19 protein-coding genes are annotated in these 19,941 nt (G+C 47.4%); 15 read left to right on the forward strand and 4 right to left on the reverse strand.

The annotated features are described in order from the left end of the window. Position 1: 1 nt before the first annotated feature. The 9 genes from J0M30_15570 (at position 2) to J0M30_15610 (ending at position 9,741) form a co-directional block, all read left to right on the forward strand. Positions 2 to 517: an NADH-quinone oxidoreductase subunit J gene (locus tag J0M30_15570; protein MBN8668915.1), complete on the forward strand. Its 516-nt coding sequence runs from the start codon at positions 2 to 4 to the stop codon at positions 515 to 517. After that, positions 514 to 828: an NADH-quinone oxidoreductase subunit NuoK gene (gene nuoK / locus J0M30_15575; protein ID MBN8668916.1), complete on the forward strand. Its 315-nt coding sequence runs from the start codon at positions 514 to 516 to the stop codon at positions 826 to 828. The genes J0M30_15570 and nuoK overlap by 4 nt, the downstream gene beginning before the upstream one ends. Position 829: 1 nt before the next feature. Beyond that, entirely contained in the window at positions 830 to 2,752 is a 1,923-nt protein-coding gene (gene nuoL / locus J0M30_15580) for an NADH-quinone oxidoreductase subunit L (GenBank protein MBN8668917.1), read from the forward strand. Between the two features lie 17 nt (positions 2,753 to 2,769). Beyond that, on the forward strand, positions 2,770 to 4,263 hold the full coding sequence (locus J0M30_15585) for an NADH-quinone oxidoreductase subunit M (GenBank protein ID MBN8668918.1): 1,494 nt from the start codon (positions 2,770 to 2,772) through the stop codon (positions 4,261 to 4,263). A 12-nt stretch (positions 4,264 to 4,275) separates the two neighbouring features. Beyond that, positions 4,276 to 5,682 carry an NADH-quinone oxidoreductase subunit N gene (locus tag J0M30_15590; protein ID MBN8668919.1) on the forward strand — a complete coding sequence of 469 codons (1,407 nt, stop codon included), beginning with the start codon at positions 4,276 to 4,278 and terminating at the stop codon, positions 5,680 to 5,682. A gap of 6 nt (positions 5,683 to 5,688) precedes the next feature. Next, positions 5,689 to 6,087: a hypothetical protein gene (locus J0M30_15595; protein ID MBN8668920.1), complete on the forward strand. Its 399-nt coding sequence runs from the start codon at positions 5,689 to 5,691 to the stop codon at positions 6,085 to 6,087. A gap of 50 nt (positions 6,088 to 6,137) precedes the next feature. Then, positions 6,138 to 6,584 (forward strand): DUF1569 domain-containing protein, encoded by a 447-nt coding sequence (locus J0M30_15600; protein ID MBN8668921.1) that lies wholly within the window; start codon positions 6,138 to 6,140, stop codon positions 6,582 to 6,584. Positions 6,585 to 6,845: 261 nt separating this feature from the next. Then, positions 6,846 to 8,237: a tryptophanase gene (locus tag J0M30_15605; GenBank protein ID MBN8668922.1), complete on the forward strand. Its 1,392-nt coding sequence runs from the start codon at positions 6,846 to 6,848 to the stop codon at positions 8,235 to 8,237. 121 nt (positions 8,238 to 8,358) lie between these two features. Beyond that, entirely contained in the window at positions 8,359 to 9,741 is a 1,383-nt protein-coding gene (locus J0M30_15610) for a tyrosine phenol-lyase (protein ID MBN8668923.1), read from the forward strand. A gap of 187 nt (positions 9,742 to 9,928) precedes the next feature. Here the strand turns inward: J0M30_15610 and nifJ are convergent, their stop codons facing one another. The 3 genes from nifJ to J0M30_15625 form a co-directional block, all read right to left on the reverse strand. Continuing rightward, the gene (gene nifJ, locus J0M30_15615; GenBank protein MBN8668924.1) at positions 9,929 to 13,504 is read right to left on the reverse strand and encodes a pyruvate:ferredoxin (flavodoxin) oxidoreductase; all 3,576 of its coding nucleotides are present in this window, start codon (positions 13,502 to 13,504) and stop codon (positions 9,929 to 9,931) included. 202 nt (positions 13,505 to 13,706) lie between these two features. Next, complete coding sequence (locus tag J0M30_15620) at positions 13,707 to 15,197, reverse strand: glycine--tRNA ligase (protein ID MBN8668925.1); 1,491 nt, start codon at positions 15,195 to 15,197, stop codon at positions 13,707 to 13,709. A 28-nt stretch (positions 15,198 to 15,225) separates the two neighbouring features. After that, the gene (locus J0M30_15625) at positions 15,226 to 15,573 is read right to left on the reverse strand and encodes a nucleotide pyrophosphohydrolase (protein MBN8668926.1); all 348 of its coding nucleotides are present in this window, start codon (positions 15,571 to 15,573) and stop codon (positions 15,226 to 15,228) included. Positions 15,574 to 15,686: 113 nt separating this feature from the next. Between J0M30_15625 and J0M30_15630 the strand changes: the two genes are divergently transcribed. The 6 genes from J0M30_15630 (at position 15,687) to J0M30_15655 (ending at position 19,128) form a co-directional block, all read left to right on the forward strand. Continuing rightward, positions 15,687 to 16,019 carry a hypothetical protein gene (locus tag J0M30_15630; GenBank protein ID MBN8668927.1) on the forward strand — a complete coding sequence of 111 codons (333 nt, stop codon included), beginning with the start codon at positions 15,687 to 15,689 and terminating at the stop codon, positions 16,017 to 16,019. 144 nt (positions 16,020 to 16,163) lie between these two features. After that, complete coding sequence (locus tag J0M30_15635; protein MBN8668928.1) at positions 16,164 to 16,307, forward strand: hypothetical protein; 144 nt, start codon at positions 16,164 to 16,166, stop codon at positions 16,305 to 16,307. Positions 16,308 to 16,342: 35 nt separating this feature from the next. Next, positions 16,343 to 16,795 carry a D-tyrosyl-tRNA(Tyr) deacylase gene (locus tag J0M30_15640; GenBank protein MBN8668929.1) on the forward strand — a complete coding sequence of 151 codons (453 nt, stop codon included), beginning with the start codon at positions 16,343 to 16,345 and terminating at the stop codon, positions 16,793 to 16,795. 55 nt (positions 16,796 to 16,850) lie between these two features. Further along, positions 16,851 to 17,252, forward strand: coding sequence for an aminoacyl-tRNA hydrolase (arfB, locus tag J0M30_15645; GenBank protein MBN8668930.1), 402 nt, complete (start codon positions 16,851 to 16,853; stop codon positions 17,250 to 17,252). Between the two features lie 23 nt (positions 17,253 to 17,275). Further along, positions 17,276 to 18,043, forward strand: coding sequence for a hypothetical protein (locus J0M30_15650; GenBank protein MBN8668931.1), 768 nt, complete (start codon positions 17,276 to 17,278; stop codon positions 18,041 to 18,043). Further along, entirely contained in the window at positions 18,040 to 19,128 is a 1,089-nt protein-coding gene (locus J0M30_15655; protein MBN8668932.1) for a c-type cytochrome, read from the forward strand. Before J0M30_15650 ends, J0M30_15655 begins: the two co-directional genes overlap by 4 nt. A 3-nt stretch (positions 19,129 to 19,131) precedes the next feature. On the opposite strand, the gene J0M30_15660 is transcribed toward J0M30_15655, so the two are convergent. Then, entirely contained in the window at positions 19,132 to 19,770 is a 639-nt protein-coding gene (locus tag J0M30_15660; protein MBN8668933.1) for a hypothetical protein, read from the reverse strand. Between the last annotated feature and the right edge of the window lie 171 nt (positions 19,771 to 19,941).

A 19,941-nucleotide genomic window follows, 5' to 3' on the forward strand; every position in this document is an offset into this window, starting at 1 on the left:
AATGACAGCTTCGCAAATCATATTCTACCTTATTTCCGCCTTTATACTGGGTTCGGGCCTTTTGGCCATGACCACGCGGAAAATATTTCGTTCGGCGATCTGGTTGCTTTTTAGTTTGATCGGTGTAGCCGCTTTATATTTTTGGCTGGAGGTAGAATTCATCGCTGCCGTCCAGATCGTGGTGTATGTAGGCGGTATCGTGGTACTGATCATTTTCTCCATTTTTCTTACCCAGCAATCGGGTGTATTGATGGCTAAAGCGCCACGGATGCGGGTCATCTTCTCCACGCTGGCGGTGGTATTTGGTTTTGCACTTACTTACCTTTTGATATATAGAAACAGCTTCCCGGGTTCTGGCCGGCCATTTGAATGGTCCATGCAGAAGATCGGAACCCAGATGCTGAATACAGGCCCCCAGGGGTATGCCCTCCCTTTTGAAGTGGTGAGCATGCTCCTGCTGGCGGCCATGATCGGGTGTATTGTCATTGCCCTCAAATCAAAACCTGAACAAAAATGAACGAGATACCGGTAAGCCATATACTCTTTGTCAGTACCGCTCTCTTCTTTATAGGGATGTACGGGCTGTTTACCCGCCGGAATATGATCACCATGCTTATGGCGGTAGAGCTGATCCTGAATAGCGTGAACATCAATTTTGTGGTGTTCAATAAATACTTGTACCCCGAACAATTGGACGGCTTGTTCTTTACCATCTTTATCATTACGATCGCTGCTGCTGAAGCCGCCGTAGCCATCGCCATCATCATCAATCTATACCGCAGCCACAAATCGATCGATGTGGAAGAAGCGACTGAAATGAAATATTAAAATGAACTACGCATCCTATATCGCCTTGATCCCCCTGCTGCCCCTGGTCAGTTTTCTGGTGCTGGGTATTGGTGGCCGGGGACGGTTCAAACAATCTGCCGGATGGATCGCCACCCTTTTATTGGCTGTCTCTGCCGGTCTTGCCCTGTTTACCGCCTACCAGTATTTTCTGGTGGATGGAAAAATAGACGGGGTCTATCCAACCCTTACCGTATTACAGCATGACTGGCTGCGTTTTTCTCCCAGCGTCACCATCAATATGGGTATGGTCATCGACCCACTTTCCGTAATGATGCTGGTGGTGGTGACCATGGTTTCATTCATGGTCCATCTTTTCAGTCTGGGTTATATGCATGGAGAAGAAAGGTTTAGCACCTACTATGCTTTCCTGGGTCTCTTTACTTTCTCAATGCTGGGTCTCGTTGTTTCTTCCAATATCTTTCAGATCTACATCTTTTGGGAACTGGTGGGTGTTTCTTCCTACCTGCTCATTGGATTTTATTATCAGAAAGCATCGGCCGTGGCCGCTGCAAAAAAAGCATTTATCGTTACCCGTTTTGCCGACCTGGGTTTCCTGGTCGGTATCCTGATCCTGGGGTTCAATGGAAACACCCTTGATTTCAATACCCTGATCCAACGGCTGACCGATCCGCAATCCCCTTATCTGATCGGAATGACCACCTCCTCCTTCCTGGGTATATCTATGATCAGTTGGGCATTGGTACTGGTATTTGTCGGTGGTGCTGGTAAATCTGCCATGTTCCCACTGCATATCTGGCTGCCCGATGCCATGGAAGGTCCTACACCCGTCTCCGCCCTTATACACGCCGCTACGATGGTGGTAGCTGGTGTGTTCCTGGTGGCCAGAATGTTCCCGCTGTTTTATGTCAATCATCTGTCCCTGCAGGTAGTAACATGGGTCGGTGCCGCATCAGCGCTGTTTGCCGCCTTAATTGCCTGTACCCAAACAGATATCAAACGGGTACTGGCCTACTCTACCATGTCCCAGATCGGGTATATGATGTTTGCATTAGGTGTTTCAGGATATGGCGGTGAGGCTGGATTGGGTTATACCGGATCGCTCTTCCATCTCTTTACCCATGCGTTCTTTAAATCGCTTTTGTTCCTGGGTGCTGGCGCTATCATTCATCTGGTACACAGCAATGAAATGAAGGACATGGGCGGTTTGCGAAAATACATGCCTATCACCCATATTACTTTTCTGGTAGCCTGTCTGGCCATTGCCGGGGTACCTCCCTTTGCCGGATTCTTTAGCAAAGAAGAGATCCTGCTGGCTGCCTACGAACACAACCCGGCTGTTTACTATCTCGGGTTGATCACCTCGGGTATCACGGCCTTTTATATGTTCCGGCTTTATTTCAACATTTTTTGGAACAAACCAACCGAAGTACATGCCCATGGCGAAGGAACTTTAAGCATGAAAATACCTTTGATCGTTCTGGCCCTGGCTACGATCATTGTGGGCTTTGTTCCATTCTCCCACTATCTGTCCTCCGACAACCGGGGATTTGAAAGTCATCTGCATCTTGGATTCTCGATAGCTCCCGTATTGATCGGACTGGCCGGTATCGGGCTTGCCTTTCTATTTTATTTTAAACAAAACGACCGCGCGGCGAAGGTCTCCGGTAGCCTGGGTGCTTTATATAAAGCAGCCTATCATAAATTTTATATTGACGAGATCTATCTCTTTGTCACCAAAAAAATATTATTCAACCTGGTTGGCCGACCCGCCGCCTGGATCGATCGGAATATCATTGACGGATTAATGAATGGCATTGCCGTTACCACTGCTGAATTGTCAAATGCCATCAAAGGCATTCAATCCGGCCGGGTACAGCAATATGCGCTCTACTTCTTTGGTGGGGTACTGGCGCTGGCCGTGTTATTCATTTTTTTCTGGTAAAAAATAGTTGAACCAACATGAACTTATTACTCTTACTCCTCGTTCCCCTCGCTACGCTGCTGGCACTTTTGCCGGTGCGCGGATTGAAGCAGGTCAGGGCCGTATCCCTGGCAGGTACCACCGCTCAGTTGGGAATTTCGCTTTACCTGCTCTGGAAATACCTGCAGGTACGTACCCCCGGAGGAGAGAACATGTATTTTCAACAACAATACTCCTGGTTTGGCCCCCTGCGGATCGATTTTCATATCGGAGTGGATGGCATATCCGTAGGTATGATCCTGCTGACCGCCGTTGTAGTGATGGCCGGCGTACTGGTTTCCTGGAAACAGGAAAAATGGAAAAAAGAGTTCTTCTTCCTGCTCATCTTACTGAGCATGGGAGCCTATGGTTTCTTTATCTCACTTGACCTCTTTACCCTTTTCTTCTTCCTGGAAGTAGCGGTTATACCCAAGTTCATGTTGATCGGTATTTGGGGGAGTGGCAAGAAAGAATACAGTGCCATGAAACTAGCCCTCATGTTAATGGGAGGATCAGCCCTGGTGTTTGTTGGTCTGGTAGGCCTATATTTCAATACCAATATCAATGGTCATCATAGTTTCAGTTTTCTGGAGATCGTGAATCTGAACATTCCGATAGCCACCCAACGGATCTTCTTTCCCTTCCTATTTATTGGCTTTGGCGTATTCACGGCCTTGTTTCCGTTTCATACCTGGGTACCCGATGGTCACTCCTCAGCGCCAACCGCCGCTTCGATGTTCCTTGCCGGTATTTCCATGAAATTAGGCGGGTATGGATGTTTGCGCGTAGCCACCTTATTAATGCCTGAAGGAGCCAAAGAATATTCCTGGATCATCATTGTTTTATCCACCATTGCCATCATCTATGGCGCCTTTGCTACGATGATGCAGAAGGACCTTAAGTATATCAATGCTTATTCCTCCATCAGCCACGTAGGGTTTGTGTTATTGGGAATTGGGATGCTGACGCGTACGGCCCTTGCCGGAGCGGTAATGCAAATGATCTCACATGGATTGATCACTGCCCTCTTCTTCGCAGCCATAGGCATGATCTATGAAAGGACTCATACCCGGGACATGGCCAAGCTTGGCGGGTTGCTGAAAGTGATGCCATTTATCTCCACCATATTTGTATTGGCCGGACTTGCCTCCCTGGGACTGCCCGGGTTTAGCGGGTTTGTGGCGGAGATGACGGTATTTATGGGTGCCTGGGAAAAAACCGATACGCTTTACCGCATTGCCACCATCCTGGCCTGTGCCTCGATCGTGGTGACAGCTGTTTATATACTTCGGGCGGTTGGCAAAGCTATCATGGGACCGCTGGAATCTGGCGACCATGCTACACTGGCTGATGCCCAATGGAATGAAAAATTGGCTGCGGCCCTCCTGATCGCTGGTATTGTGATCATTGGGGTAGCGCCATTCTGGTTGAATGAATTGATCGGACCGGGTATGGATGTTATGATCCAAAAACTGTCCGTCATACCAAAATAATTAAGAGCGATCATGTACAATGAGTTACTCCTTTTAATGAAACAGGAATGGTTGGTGGCGCTGATCATCTTCCTGCTCCTGTTTATCAAACTCGGCTCCAGGGAATGGAACCCGGGTATGTTATTGAATGTGATCAATGTGCTGCTGGTGACCAACCTGGCTGCCGGGTTTATCTATCCGGGAGAAGGGAACCTGTTTGGCAATATGTTCCGCACCAATTCCCTGATCACCTTTGAAAAGAATCTGTTGAACCTGGGTACCCTGATCATTTCGCTTCAATCCTACGAATGGTTGAAAACCCATAAACACCTCATTGAATTCTATCTGTTGCTGCTGTCTACCTTGTTGGGTATGTTCTTTATGCTTTCCAGCAACAACATGCTAATGTTCTACCTGGGCCTTGAGCTCTCGACAATCCCCCTTTCGGCACTTGCTAATTTTGACCTGGAGAAAAAGAAGTCCTCTGAAGCGGCCTTTAAAATGATCATCTCTTCTGCTTTTAGTTCAGGACTTCTTCTTTTTGGTATCTCCCTGACCTATGGGGCAACTGGCACGCTTGATTTCGACCTGCTGGCAGGCAGCTTTACCGATGCTCCACTCAGCCTGTATGCCTTTGTTTTGATCATGGCCGGACTGGCCTTTAAGATCTCGGCGGTTCCTTTCCATTTATGGACCGCCGATGTGTATGAAGGGGCGCCGGTAGCAGTTACCTCCTATCTCTCCGTCATTTCCAAAGGAGCTGTTGTTTTTGTGATGGTGTCGGTGCTTTATCGTTTATTCTCGGGGATCCCATATATACTTTACTATACCCTCTTTATACTTTCGGTAGCATCCATGGTAATTGGTAACCTGTTTGCCCTGCGCCAACAGAACCTGAAACGATTCCTTGCTTTTTCCTCGATTGCGCAGATCGGTTTTATTCTGATCGGTCTGGCCGGCGATTTTGGGGCAGGAAGGGTATCGGTCATCTATTTTATTTTGATCTATATCTTTTCCAACCTCGGCGCTTTCGCGGTGATCTCACTCGTGAGTGCAACAACAGGAAAAGAGAATATCGATGATTATAAAGGTTTTTACAAAACCAATCCCGGTTTAAGCTGGGTACTGGCCATATCACTATTTTCACTGGCTGGCATACCGCCAACGGCCGGTTTCTTTGGTAAATTCTTTTTGCTTATCTCCGGCGCGGGAACCGGTAATTATGTATGGATCACGATAGCCGCCCTCAATATGGTTATCTCCCTCTACTATTACCTTAAAGTGATTAGGGCCATTTTCATGGATGCCAATGAAAATCCCATCGAGGCCGTACGAACAAGTTGGTCACCGAAAATCGCCATGGTATTGTGCCTGGCAGGTATCCTTGTAACGGGATTGTACAGTGGTGGCTACCAATATATCTTTTCATTATTGAAATAAAAGACCATGGCGATCAATAAGAATCATGAATTCGAAGACCTGGATGGCATCAAATGTGCCATTGTGGAAAAGAATGCTTCCCCGGAAAGAGTGGCCTTCCTTAAATCGCTGTTGGAATTCAATAAATATACGGTAGTGGTGGTCGCTTCTCCCCCACCCAAAGCGGCTCCGGCACCCAAACCTGTTGAAGGCGAAACACCGGCTGAACCTGTTGCTGCAGCACCAGCCTCTGCAACATTTACCGTTGGCGTTACCGATGTTACATTCAATCCTACCAATGCGGTATTTGGTCGCTTGTTACATACTCCGGACGGACATGTTGTTACCCTGGCTTACTGGCATCAAAAAGAAAAAATCAGCCACGACGAGATCCCCTACTACGAAAGGAAGTTTCCCTCTCTCTGATAACTACTAATAGCTATTAGCTTCTTTAAAAGATTTATTAACTTTCCTATATGGAAATTAAAAGCCTTTTCGACCCGGTTGCCAAGCAGCAAATACTCGATCGAATAGAATTATTGACTCCGGAAACCCAACGCGTTTGGGGAAAGATGGACGTAGCCCAGATGTTGACCCATCTGCAAAAACCAATAGGCGTGGCCCTGGGAACCCATGAAGTAAAAGGCAACCTCATGATGCGGCTTATCATGCCCTTCTTTAAAAAAATGCTGTATGATGAGAAACCTTACAAAAGGAGTTTACCTACGGACAAGACCTTTATCATCACCGATCACCGGATATTTGAACAGGAGAAAAAAATACTGATGGATATGATCCATCAATTCACCCCGCAAAATATGGCCACGGAAGTACATCCTGTCTTCGGCCGTATGACAAAAGAGAACTGGAGCAAGGCCATGTGGAAGCATGCGGATCATCATTTAAAGCAATTCGGGGTTTAATTCTCCCAACGTTGTGTTCTTCGTGTCTCCTTTGTGTCCTTCGTGTCCTCCTACGCCAGACTTGCGTAGGAGGACACGAAGGACACAAAGGAGGCACAAAGGACACGAAGAAAAGCATTACCTGACCAAGGTCATTCTCCCAGCGCACCCCGCTTGCTACCTTTACTCCGTACATGAACATCTGGAAAAATATCATTCGCAAGCCTACCTGACCGGCCATCTTCCCCGCCGAAATCCATTTGTTCACGCATTTCATTTTCCATGAAAACGATCATTGAGCCGTTCCGCATCAAATCAGTGGAACCGATTCAGTTTACCACCAAAGCTGAACGTGAAAACATTTTAAAAGAAGCCTTCTTCAATCCCTTCCTCATCCATGCCGATCAGGTGCTGATTGACCTGCTGACTGATAGTGGCACCTCCGCCATGAGCAGTGATCAATGGGCGGGGATCATGAAGGGAGATGAATCCTATGCCGGAAGCCCAAGTTATTATCGCTTTAAAAACGCGGTGCAGGATATTACCCAAATGGAGGAGGTCATTCCCACCCACCAGGGCCGCGCAGCCGAAAAGATCCTCTTTAGTATCCTGGGTGGAAAGGGCAAGACCTTTATCAGCAATACATTTTTTGACACCACCCGGGCGAATATTGAATTTACCGGCGCTGAGGCGATCGATCTGCTCTGTGAAGAAGGCAAACACCCATCTGTTCCTGCTCCTTTCAAAGGGAATATGGATACCGATGCCTTGCGAAAAATGATCCGGGAAACAGGAGCGTCCCATATACCGCTTTGTATGCTTACCATCACCAATAATTCAGGTGGTGGGCAACCCGTAAGTCTGGAGAATATAAGGGCTGTAAAAAAGATATGTGAAGAAAACAAGATTCCCCTTTATATCGATGCCTGCCGGTTTGCCGAGAACAGTTATTTTATTCAACAGCGGGAGTCGGGTTATCAGGAAAAATCGGTGAAAGCCATTGCCCGGGAGATCTTCTCCTATGCGGATGGTTGTACCATGAGCGCCAAAAAAGATGCGTTTGCCAATATCGGAGGTTTCCTGGCCATGCGTGATCCTCAACTCGCCCGTCAGTGCCGCAACCTGCTGGTCATTACTGAGGGGTTCCCTACCTATGGCGGACTTGCCGGTCGTGACCTGGAAGCCATCACCATCGGACTGGAAGAAGTATTGGATGAACATTATCTCCAATACCGTATCCGAAGCATTGAATACCTCGCCAACAAACTCATATCCGCGGGAGTCCCGGTAATGCAGCCTGCCGGTGGCCATGCGGTCTATCTGGATGCCAAAGCCTTCCTGCCCCATGTACCTGTTGAGCAATATCCGGGTCAGGCGCTGGTAGGTGCGCTTTATGTGGAAGGGGGGATCCGTGGCGTAGAGATCGGTTCCTTGATGTTTGGGAAATATGATGCGGATAAAAAATTGATCCCCGCCGCGCTGGAACTTGTCCGTTTGGCCATTCCACGAAGAGTGTATACCCAAAGCCATATTGACTATGTGGCCGAAGTGATCATCGAAGTGTTTGAAAAAAGAGGGGCGATAAAGGGATTAAAGATCATAGAGGAATCTGAACTGTTAAGACATTTTACGGCAAAACTTAGTCATGTATCAATTTCTCGCAGCGTGCGCTAAGAGGCAAAGAACGCAACGGCTATCTGAAAGTTGACAATCCAATTAATAGATGTCCGCAGCGATCGCTGCCTCCTGGCGCCCGCTGCGAGAAATAATAACCACCACCTTTAAAAAAACTGCCATGAATAATCATTTTAAAAAAAGCTGGGCCGAGCCATTTAAGATAAAAATGGTGGAGCTCCTTAAAATGACAACCCCTGCTCAACGTCGTAAAGCACTTCAGCAGGCGGGCTACAATACTTTCCTGTTACGCAGCGAGGATGTTTATATTGATCTGCTGACCGATAGTGGCACTTCCGCCATGAGCGATCAACAATGGGCAGGAATGATGCTCGGCGATGAAGCCTATGCCGGTAGCCGCAATTTCTATCACCTGGAAGAGGTGGTTAAAAATGTGTATGGCTATAAATACCTGGTGCCAACCCATCAGGGCCGCGGCGCAGAGAATATCCTGTCTAAAGTAATGATCCGGAAAGGTGATATCATTCCCGGTAATATGTACTTCACCACCACCCGGCTTCACCAGGAACTGGCCGGGGGAAAATTTGAAGACATCATCATTGATGAGGCGCATGATCCGGAGAATGAACATCCTTTCAAAGGAAATGTAGACCTTGAAAAACTGGATAAGCTGGTCAAAAAGTATGGCGCCAAGCGCATCCCCTATGTCAGCATTGCCACCAGTGTAAACATGGCCGGTGGTCAGCCCATCAGTATGAAAAACCTGAAAGAGCTAAGGGCTTATACCCGGAAACACGGTATCAAGGTCATCCACGACATGACCCGTGTGGCCGAAAATGCTCATTTCATCCAGCAAAGGGAAAAGGGTTATGAAAACAAATCCATTGCCCAGATCGTCCGAATGATCTGTGACCTGACCGATGGCGCCACAATGAGTGCCAAGAAAGATGCATTGGTCAATATCGGTGGCTTTCTTGCCGTAAATGACTGGGATGTATTTGAAGAAGCCCGCAACCTCGTGGTGGTTTATGAAGGATTGCACACCTATGGCGGACTTGCCGGACGGGATATGGAAGCCATGGCCATCGGGATCATGGAAAGTGTATCTGATGCTCATATCCATGCACGGGTGGGGCAAGTGATCTATCTCGGTGAAAAAATGATCAGCTATGGCGTGCCGATCGTCAAACCCATTGGTGGGCACGGGATCTTTGTCGATGCGAAAAAATTCCTGCCTCATATTCCTCAAGCCCAGTATCCCGCACAAACGCTGGCTGCAGCCATCTATCTCGATTCAGGGGTAAGGACCATGGAAAGAGGAGTGGTATCGGCCGGCCGCAAACCCAATGGTGAAAATTATTATCCCAAACTTGAACTGGTACGCTTTACCATTCCACGCCGCGTATACACACAGGCACATATGGATGTGATCGCGGAATCAACAGCCCGGGTATTTGATCAAAGAAATAAAATACATGGGCTGAAGATGGTGTATGAACCGAAGTACCTTCGGTTTTTCCAGGCCCGCTTCGAATCCTTATAACCCTTTGTGTCTCCTTTGTGTTCTTCGTGCCTCCTTTGTGTTCTTCGTGCCCTCCTACGCCAGTCTTGCGTAGGAGGACACGAAGAACACAAAGGAGGCACGAAGAACACGAAGAAATTCAATAAATAAGAGAGGCCCCTGGAAAGGGGCCCCACTATTCTTATACTTGTCTTGACTCTTGCCTTGATTATAACTGCTTCAATGCCTCAATGCGCTCCCAATGCAGTTTGATTCCTTCATTGGCCTGGTTCAGGAACTGACCCGCCATATCCGGATTGCTGCTCTTGATCGTCGCAAAGCGGTTCTCATGATAGAGGAACTCATCCAGCGGTACTGTTGGATTTTTGCAATCGAGTGAGAAGCGTTTTCCTTTTTCATTCAGCGGATTGTACCGGAATAGCGGCCAGTAACCCGAGTTCACGGCCAGTTTCTGCTGATCCAATCCATGGCACATATCATAACCATGCGCGATGCAATGGCTGTAAGCAATGATGATGGAAGAACCGGGGAAGGCTTCGGCCTCCAGGATGGTTTTGAGTGCATGAACATCATTGGCCCCCATAGCGATCTGGGCTACATAGGCATTGCCGTGGGCAATGGCCTGCATGGCCAGGTCTTTTTTACCAGTGGTCTTACCTTTTACGGCAAACTTGGCACTGGCCCCGATCGGGGAAGCTTTTGATTTCTGCCCACCGGTATTGCTGTACACTTCCGTATCCATCACAAGGATATTGATGTTCTCGCCGGTGCTCAGCACGTGGTCGAGACCTCCGAAACCAATATCATAGGCCCATCCATCTCCTCCAACGATCCATACTGATTTCTTTTCCAGGAATTCAGCGATCTGGTAGAGCCGGTATGACTCTTCTGTATTGATCGTGCGGAGGCGTTTCTTTAATTCATTGACATATTTGCGTTGTTCTATCAGTTCACCTTCGCTATTCTCCTCATTCTTCAGAATGGCATCTGCCAATTCGCTGCCTACTTCTTCCCGCATATGTTTCAGGATATGGAAGGCCATCTCGCGTTTTTTGTCAGTAGCCAGTTTGATACCTAAACCAAATTCGGCATTGTCTTCAAAGAGGGAGTTGGCCCAGGCTGGTCCATGTCCTTCATGATCGGTACTCCAGGGCGTGGTGGGCAGGTTACCTCCAAAGATGGACGAACATCCGGTGGCATTGGCCACGAGCATCCGGTCACCAAATAACTGTGTCAACAGTTTGAGGTAGGGTGTTTCACCACAACCACTACAAGCTCCGGAGAATTCAAACAGGGGTTCCAGCAGTTGCGAACCTTTTACCGTACCCTTGTTTACACGGGTGCGGTCAATATCCGGCAGGGAAAGGAAATAATCCCAGTTATTCTTTTCATGTTCTTTCAGCGGCTCTACATCCATCATATCAATGGCTTTGTGGCCAGGCTCTGTCTTGCTTTCAATCGGACAAACTTCGGTGCAGAGTTTACAACCGGTACAATCTTCCACGGCTACCTGAAGGGTATAGGCTTCCTTGTCTTTATAAAATTCCTTTCCAATGGGATCGGTATGTTTAAAGAATGCAGGGGCATCGGCCAGCCAGTCGCGATCATACACTTTAACACGAATGGCGGCATGGGGGCATACAAAATAGCACTTACCACATTGTGAGCAGAGGCTCGGATCCCAAACGGGAACCTGGTCGGCGATATTTCGTTTTTCCCATTTGGTGGTACCCGAAGGATAGGTACCATCGACGGGGAAGGCGCTGACCGGAAGATCGTCTCCCTCCCCGGCAATGATCTTACCCAGGACTTGCTGTACAAAATCAGGTGCCTCGACTGAGACCGGCGCTTCAATGGGGACCTCCCCGGTAATGTAGGCGCTGTAATCGATCCGATGCAGATTGTCGAGTGTCATATCAACAGCCTGGTAATTCTTCTCCACCACGGCCTCGCCTTTGCGGCTATAGGTCTTTTTAATGGCGGATTTGATGTATTGGATGGCCAGATCCCTGGTCATCACATTGGAAATGGCAAAGAAGCAGGTTTGAAGAACGGAGTTGATCCTCGACCCCATCCCCGCTTCACGGGCAACCTTAGAGGCATTTATCGAATAAAACTTGAGCTGCTTGTGGATGATCTCTTCCTGAATTTTCTTGGGAAGATGTTGCCATACCTCTGTGGCTTCATACGGCGCATTGAGCAGGAAGGTAGCTTCCTTCTCCGCATACTTCAGCACATCATATTTCTTGAGGTAATTGAAATGGTGACAGGCCACAAAATTGGCCGAATTGATCAGGTAAGTGGATTGGATGGGATGCTCACTAAAACGCAGGTGCGATACGGTCAATGATCCCGATTTTTTGGAATCATATACAAAGTACCCCTGTACATAGTCATCGGTTACTTCCCCTACGATCTTGATGGTATTCTTATTGGCACCTACGGTTCCGTCTGCACCCAGTCCATAGAATAAACCGCGGAAAAGGTGTTGGTCCTCCAGCGAGAATTCTTTATTCCAGGACAGGCTGGTATGTGTCACATCGTCTTCAATACCGATGGTAAACCCGTTCTTGGGTTGTTCTTTTTTCAATTCATCATAAACAGCAAGCACCATACCCGGATTGAATTCTTTGGAGGCAAGTCCATAACGGCCACCAACCACTTTAGGCATCGGGCCGTTCCAACCGGCATGGAATGCATTGATTACATCCATGAAAAGTGGCTCGCCAATGGCACCGGGTTCTTTACAACGATCCAGCACCGCGATCTTTTTCACACTGGTTGGCAGGGTTTGGATAAAATCAGCTACAGAGAATGGGCGGAAAAGATGAATATTCAGATAACCCACTTTTTCTCCCTTGGCATTCAGGTAATCGGTCACCTCATGCACAGGGCCTGTACCCGAACCCATGATGATGATCACGCGTTCCGCTTCGGGGTGTCCGTAATAATCAAACAGGTGATAGGTACGTCCGGTCAGTTGGGCAAATTCCTCCATGGCCTTTTTTACAAAACCAGGGGTTTCATTATAATATATATTGGAGGCCTCGCGGCTTTGAAAGAATACATCAGGGTTTTGGGCAGTACCGCGTACAATGGGATGTTCGGGGTTGAGCGCGCGTTTCCGGTGTTTGCTTACCGCTTCTTCATCGATCATTTGCCGGATCACATCATCGGGGATCACTTCCACCTGGTTCAGTTCATGTGAAGTGCGGAACCCGTCAAAAATATTCAGGAAAGGTACCCGGGCCTTAAGTGTGGCCGAGGTAGAAATCATGGCCATATCCATGGCCTGTTGTGGGTTGTTGCCAAAAAGCATGGCAAAGCCGGTGGCGCGGGTGGCCATCACATCACTGTGATCACCAAAAATGGATAGGGCATGCGTAGCCACCGTACGGGCGGCTATATGAAAAACAGCCGGGGTCAGTTCACCGGCGATCTTGTACATATTGGGGATCATCAGCAGCAATCCCTGCGAAGAGGTAAACGTGGAGGCAAGCGCACCGCCTTGCAAAGCCCCGTGAATGGCACCGGCGGCACCTGCTTCGCTTTGCATTTCAATGACTTTGGGTACCTCCCCATAGATATTGGTTTGGCCATTACTGCTCCATTCATCCGCCCATTCGCCCATCGAGGAGGATGGGGTAATGGGGTAAATAGCGCATACTTCGCTGGTTTTGTAGGCAATATAAGAGGCGGCCTCATTGCCATCCATGATGGCCTTGACTACTTCCTTTTGCCCTGGTTCTTGTTCCTGGTGGATCGGTTTGGTTATCGTTTCCATAACAAAGAAGATTTTGATGTGAAGAGGAGGCTAAAGTAGAAATATGCCGGGGGGGAGGGGGTGAGGAAGGTCAGTCAAATTGCTGATTTTTGGAGGAAACCGGGGAATAATAAGAAATAAGGAACAGAGAAATAAGAAATAAGGAAGTATGGAGGGTCCACTTCCTTATCTCTTATTTCTCTGTTCCTTATTTCTGATTTCCTCAGGAAATCGCCTGTAAAACAATCTGCTTTACCTGGTCCATGGCCACCCGTTCCTGCACCATGGTATCCCGGTGGCGGATGGTGACCGTTCCGTCTTCCTTGGTCTGTTGGTCAATGGTGACACAGAAAGGAGTGCCAAGCGCATCCATCCGACGGTAACGTTTACCGATCGTATCTTTTTCTTCGTAGAAAGTATAGAAGGAGGTCTTACATTCATCCATCAACTGCCGGGCGATCTCGGGCAATCCATCCTTTTTTACCAGGGGCAGGATCGCCAGTTTGATCGGGGCCAGTTTGGGGGGAAATTTCAGTACTACCCTTTCGTCTTTTTTCTCCTCTGTGCTCAGGTCTTCTTCGGTATAGGCCTGGCTCATTACGGCAAGGAACATCCGGTCAAGTCCGATGGAGGTCTCGATCACATAGGGAATATAATTACCAAATGGCTTTCCGGTGGCCGGATCCAGGTCATTATCAAAATACTGCATCTTCTTCTTGCTGTATTCCTGGTGTTGACGAAGGTCGAAATCGGTCCGGCTATGAATTCCCTCGAGTTCCTTGAAACCGATCGGAAATTCAAACTCAATATCACAGGCGGCATCCGCGTAGTGGGCCAGTTTTACATGGTCGTGAAAACGGTACTTATCTGCAGGAAACCCTAAGGAAAGATGCCAGTCAAGACGCGTCTGTTTCCATTTCTCGTACCATTCTTTCTGTGTGCCGGGACGGATAAAGAACTGCATCTCCATCTGCTCAAATTCACGCATCCGGAAAATGAACTGACGGGCTACGATCTCATTCCGGAAAGCCTTACCGATCTGAGCGATCCCGAATGGGATCTTCATCCGGCCTGATTTCTGGACATTCAGAAAATTCACAAAAATACCCTGGGCGGTTTCCGGGCGGAGGTAGACCTTATTGTCTTCTCCATCGGAGGAAACGGTTGACCCGAATTCGGTACTGAACATCAGGTTAAACTGACGGATATCGGTCCAGTTACAGGTGCCGCTCACCGCGCATTTGATCTTGTTAGTTTCGATCAGGGTCTTGAGTCCGGGAAAATCATCTTTCGCGATCAGGGCTTCCATCTCGGCGATCAGGCTATCACTCTTTGCCTCATCCCCGGCAGCCTTGAGTTCGGCGGCATAGCCTTCGATCAGGTGATCCACACGATAGCGTTTCTTGCTATCCTTGTTATCGATCATCGGGTCGTTGAAATTGTCAACGTGCCCGCTGGCCTTCCAGGTGGTGGGATGCATAAAGATGGCGGCATCGATACCTACAATATTATCATGCAGGCGGGTCATGCTGTTCCACCAATAGTCGCGGATATTCCGCTTCAATTCACTCCCCCACTGGCCATAGTCATACACGGCCTGAAGGCCATCATAGATCTCACTGCTGGGGAAGATGAACCCGTATTCTTTACAATGCGAGATGATCGCCTGAAAACGGCCATCCGGCTGGTTTTGTTTGTTCGCTTCGTTTGCCATAATAATAGTGCGCAAAAGTAAGAAATGCTCAGTGAAGCTTGGGGTTATTTTGATGACGGTCGGCGTCCCGTTGGTTCTTTTTGTCCAGGTTTTTTTGCATGGCCAGCTCCAGGTCGACCCCGGTCTGATTGGCCAGGCAAAGCAGCACCCAAAGCACATCAGCCATTTCCTCCGCCATCGGACTCTCATTTCCTTTCAGATGGGCGGGTTCCTTTCCCGGGCGATAGGATTGCTCCCCATATACCCTTGACATGTGTCGCGCCAGCTCGCCTACCTCTTCGGTGAGGATGGCCATATTGGTAAGCTCACTGAAATATTTTACCCCAACGGTTTGGATCCATTGGTCAACCTGTTTTTGTGCCTCCGACAAGGTCATAACAAAACTTTTTGATAAGACATGCAATTTAGCATGATTCTTGCCGTTTTGAGACTCCCTTACCCTTTGAGAACCAGTAATAACCAATTTCCAAACACCGATCTTATTATCCCATGATCCGCCTCTTGTTGACCTTTTTCGTGTTCACCACCTTTACGATGGCCGGTTTTTCACAAAAACCCAGTCCAAAAACCATTGCCGAAAACAGTGTTTCCCGGGCCAAAAAGCCATTTAAAATACTAACAAGTGGTCGGACCATCACGATCAAATCCACCAACAACCTCAAGAATATCATGATCTGGACCTCGCAAGGTAACCGCGTGGTGGAGCAAAAAGATATTCGCCAAACCCAGTTCACCTACAATGCCACCATCCGCGAGAATGTGTTTTTTATTCTGGTGGAGATGGAAAGTGGGGAGAGGTTTACTGAACGGGTGGGGATTTAGATGTCACGAATTTGAACGAATTGGCACGAATTTATAATTTATAAATTCGTGTTTATCTCTTTTTCTCCAGTTAAATACCCCGCAATAAACTGCCTGTCTGGTTTTACTCTTAGATAGAATTTGCCTTTCAATCCATTCTAAAAAATCCTATTCACTCAATCGACTAAATTTATCATTGACGCCTTTATTTGTCAAACCCTTAATTATGTAAAGGCATCCAATAACCGTTTGGGAATTGTAGTTAATTTTGGCGAAGCATCATTAACATACAAAAGGGTGGTAAATTAATGTTTGTAAAAGAACAAGTATAAAAGAGTTAAGATATGCGTGCGGTTATTCAACGAGTTAGGCCTGCCCAGGTTATGATTGAAGGAGAGGTATGTGGAAGGGTTGAAAATGGGCTGTTGGTTCTTTTAGGTATTGAGGACAATGATTCACAGGAGGATGTTACCTGGCTTAGCAGTAAAATTGTAAACCTTCGGGTATTTGATGATGCGCAGGGGGTAATGAACTTGTCTGTTAAAGAAACGGAGGGTGGAATCCTATTGGTCAGTCAGTTTACCTTACATGCTTCCACAAAAAAAGGAAATAGACCCTCATATATCCGGGCAAGCAAACCGGAAAAAGCTATCCCTCTCTACGAATCCATGATCCAGCAATTAAGTATTGATCTTGGTAAAAAAGTAGAAACGGGTAGCTTTGGAGCAGATATGAAGGTGGATCTGGTAAATGATGGCCCAGTTACCATCATTATCGACACCAAATTGAAAGAATAAAAATTCGTGAAATTTCGTGTCCATTCGTTCCAATTCGTGCTTATAACACCAAAAAATAAACCTCACACCCGAAATATCATTTCAGACCACCCGCTCGGGCGGTAAGGGCGGCCAAAATGTAAATAAGGTCGAAACAGCCGTCATTGGCAGCTTTTCCATTAGCGACTCGCAGGTCCTCAATGAAGATCAAAAAATAAAACTGCTGGAACGTTTAAGCCATCGCCTCACCAAGGATGGTTTGCTTCAGGTACGTTCACAAACCTATCGTACCCAGTTAGAAAACAAAGAAGAAGTGGTCCGCAAAATGCAGGTATTGATCGGCAACGCCTTGATAGAAAAGAAAAAGCGGAAAGCCACCAAACCCTCCAAGGCGGCAAAGGAAAAAAGACTGGAAGGAAAAAAGAAGGAAGCCCGGATCAAAGAAGGCCGGAAAAAATGGAAGCCCGGGGAATTTTGATTAATTTCAATTCAACTTTCCCCTTGCCAGACACATTTCCCATACGACGCATTATATTGGCAGCCGTACTCGTCATGCTCTCTTTTTCTTTCATTAAAAAAGAAGCCGGTCAGGCTGATACGGCAACGGTTAGTATTCAATTGACACATTCGTTTGGAGCTGAGGAATTAGGTTTTGAAAAAAAATATACGAACACAGCCGGCGAAGAGTTCACCCTTTCAAAGTTCAAATATTACCTCTCCAATTTTATCCTTATCGGCAGCCCGAATAAACCCGCAACAGGTGAAACATATTTTTTGATCGATGAAGAGAACCCGGAATCAAAAAAGTTGATTGCCCCTTTCGAACCCGGAACCTATAGCGGATTACGCTTTCTTTTGGGTGTAGACAGCCTCCGCAATGTAAGCGGGGCGCAGACCGGCGCACTTGATCCCCTGCATGGAATGTTCTGGACCTGGAACACCGGATATATCATGGCCAAAATAGAAGGCCATTCCCCGGTTTCCCGTATGCCTGGAAATTTCTTTGAATACCATATCGGCGGATTTAAAGGAGAAACAAATACACTCAAACAGATCGATCTGAAATTTCCACAAGCCATATCATTGAAAAAAAATCAGCAGCTGAAGATTCAGATACAAGCAGACCTGTCGAAATGGTTTAGCGGACCGGTTGACCTTTCCATAGCCGCCAAGCCCTCCATCACTTCTCCGGGGGCCAATGCCAAAAAAGTCGCGGATAATTATGCCGACATGTTCACTCTGGTAGATGTCAAAACGAATGAACCATGAAAAAGACAAAAAGCACGATCTCCATATTACTCCTGATCACTTTCGCCTTTGGCCTGATGGCCGATAGTTGCAAGAAAAAGGATGCATCAGCCTATAACCCAACACTGGAAACACTAAGTGTTCCGGAAGGATTCCCGGCAATGGCCTATGACTTTTCCCAAAACCCATTGACCAAAGAGGGTTTTGAACTGGGTAGAAAATTGTTTTACGATGGTCGTCTCTCCCGCGATGGGAATTTCCCTTGCGCCTCCTGTCACCAGCAGTTTGCCGCGTTTTCATCATTCGACCATTCCTTTAGTCATGGCTTTGATGACGGGTTTACCACCCGCAATGCGCCGGGTTTGTTCAACCTCGCCTGGCAAAAGGAATTTCACCTCGATGGAGGGATCAACCACCTCGATGTTCAGCCCCTTGCGCCTTTGACGGCTCCCAATGAAATGGCGGAAACCATTGAAAATATCATCCGGAAATTAAAAGCAGATCCCGACTATCCCCGTATGTTCAGGTCCGCCTTTGGCAATGATGAGATCAACAGCCAGCGTCTGTTGCGGGCCTTGTCCCAATTCATGGTATCGGTCGTCTCCTCCCAATCCAAATATGATCTGGTTAAAAAAGGCGAAACGAGTTTTACCCCCTATGAGGAAAGAGGGTACACCCTGTTCAAAGCAAACTGTGCTTCCTGCCATACCGAACCTTTGTTTACCGACCTGAGCTATAGAAATATCGGTTTACCAGGTATCCCCAACCTGTTGGATGCAGGAAGAATGCGGATCACCAACGACCCGGCCGATTCCATGAAATTTAAAGTTCCTTCCCTGAGAAATGTCGTGCTTACTCAACCGTATATGCACGATGGTCGCTTCGCGAGTATCGAAGCCTGTCTTCAACATTATACTTCGGGTGTGGTAAATGGACCAACTGTAGATCCATTGGTAAGTAACCGGCTCGCCCTAAACCGCGCAGAGATCGTTGATCTCGTCGCATTCCTGCGCACGTTGACGGATACTGTTATGACAAAGAATCCGCGATTCGCGGATCCTGAGAGTAAGCCTATTTTTAGCCCCGACCCGGAGCAACACAACTAAGGATCAGTTCTTGCGCTTTCCGCGCATTGCCTCAAGCACCTGCTTCTGGTTCTCAATATCCTTGGCCTGGCTTTCCTGATCTTTCTTATTCTCTTCAATATCGTTCTCGAGCTTCTTCAATTTCTTTTGAAGGTCATCTCCGTCAGACTCGAGTTTGCGAAGTTTCTTTTCGGCCTTCTCTACCTCTTCTTCCTGCGCTTTGATCTCTACTTCCAAATTGTACGCTTCCATATAGGGCGCCATATCATTAAGAAAGAGTTTAGCCTGGGTCTTGACATCACTGTCCAACAGCGACATCATGTTGGCATCGGCCTTATTGATCATCATAAATACCACAGTCTCATCTTTCTCCCGGCGGCTTTTGCGTTCCACCCGGAAAACATAATCCATACTCTCTCCACTGATACTGCTGATGATAGCGCCTTTGTACACCCGAAAACCTTTGGATTCTTTGGTCTTATATCCCATTTTCTCCAATTTCTCCACCAAAGCTGCTTCTACAACGGAGGGGGGGTAAGGGAAATCAATGGCAAAGGTCTCCTGTTGCTTTTTCAGGTATTCTACCTTGGATTCATACGCTTGCTGGGAAAATGTGATCGTCGCAATTCCCAACCCAAGAAGGAGTAAGGTCAATTTTCTCATTTGTAAAAGTTTGTTGTCTGGTTTTATATTTGAAACTGTGTATTAAGGGTTCCTCGCTGCGCTCGCCAAGCCATAAACGGCCGCTGCGGCTTTACAATTTTCGATTTTTCTACTGACGTTGCAAGCGTAAAATACGTTGCGTACGCTGCGAGAAACTTTAAAACAAAGACC

It is taken from the genome of Chitinophagales bacterium, from assembly GCA_017303415.1.
In the GTDB taxonomy this organism is placed as follows: domain Bacteria; phylum Bacteroidota; class Bacteroidia; order Chitinophagales; family Chitinophagaceae; genus SpSt-398.

What these genes read in the sequence shown, in the direction of transcription:
- J0M30_15610 (MBN8668923.1), top strand. Translation starts at nt 8,359, where the DNA reads ATGAATAATCATTTTAAAAAAAGCTGGGCCGAGCCATTTAAGATAAAA.
- J0M30_15605 (MBN8668922.1), top strand. Translation starts at nt 6,846, where the DNA reads ATGAAAACGATCATTGAGCCGTTCCGCATCAAATCAGTGGAACCGATT.
- J0M30_15590 (MBN8668919.1), top strand. Translation starts at nt 4,276, where the DNA reads ATGTACAATGAGTTACTCCTTTTAATGAAACAGGAATGGTTGGTGGCG.
- J0M30_15630 (MBN8668927.1), top strand. Translation starts at nt 15,687, where the DNA reads ATGATCCGCCTCTTGTTGACCTTTTTCGTGTTCACCACCTTTACGATG.
- J0M30_15660 (MBN8668933.1), bottom strand. Translation starts at nt 19,770, where the DNA reads ATGAGAAAATTGACCTTACTCCTTCTTGGGTTGGGAATTGCGACGATC.
- nuoL (MBN8668917.1), top strand. Translation starts at nt 830, where the DNA reads ATGAACTACGCATCCTATATCGCCTTGATCCCCCTGCTGCCCCTGGTC.
- J0M30_15600 (MBN8668921.1), top strand. Translation starts at nt 6,138, where the DNA reads ATGGAAATTAAAAGCCTTTTCGACCCGGTTGCCAAGCAGCAAATACTC.
- J0M30_15595 (MBN8668920.1), top strand. Translation starts at nt 5,689, where the DNA reads ATGGCGATCAATAAGAATCATGAATTCGAAGACCTGGATGGCATCAAA.
- J0M30_15620 (MBN8668925.1), bottom strand. Translation starts at nt 15,197, where the DNA reads ATGGCAAACGAAGCGAACAAACAAAACCAGCCGGATGGCCGTTTTCAG.
- nuoK (MBN8668916.1), top strand. Translation starts at nt 514, where the DNA reads ATGAACGAGATACCGGTAAGCCATATACTCTTTGTCAGTACCGCTCTC.
- J0M30_15570 (MBN8668915.1), top strand. Translation starts at nt 2, where the DNA reads ATGACAGCTTCGCAAATCATATTCTACCTTATTTCCGCCTTTATACTG.
- J0M30_15585 (MBN8668918.1), top strand. Translation starts at nt 2,770, where the DNA reads ATGAACTTATTACTCTTACTCCTCGTTCCCCTCGCTACGCTGCTGGCA.
- J0M30_15655 (MBN8668932.1), top strand. Translation starts at nt 18,040, where the DNA reads ATGAAAAAGACAAAAAGCACGATCTCCATATTACTCCTGATCACTTTC.
- J0M30_15625 (MBN8668926.1), bottom strand. Translation starts at nt 15,573, where the DNA reads ATGACCTTGTCGGAGGCACAAAAACAGGTTGACCAATGGATCCAAACC.
- J0M30_15640 (MBN8668929.1), top strand. Translation starts at nt 16,343, where the DNA reads ATGCGTGCGGTTATTCAACGAGTTAGGCCTGCCCAGGTTATGATTGAA.
- nifJ (MBN8668924.1), bottom strand. Translation starts at nt 13,504, where the DNA reads ATGGAAACGATAACCAAACCGATCCACCAGGAACAAGAACCAGGGCAA.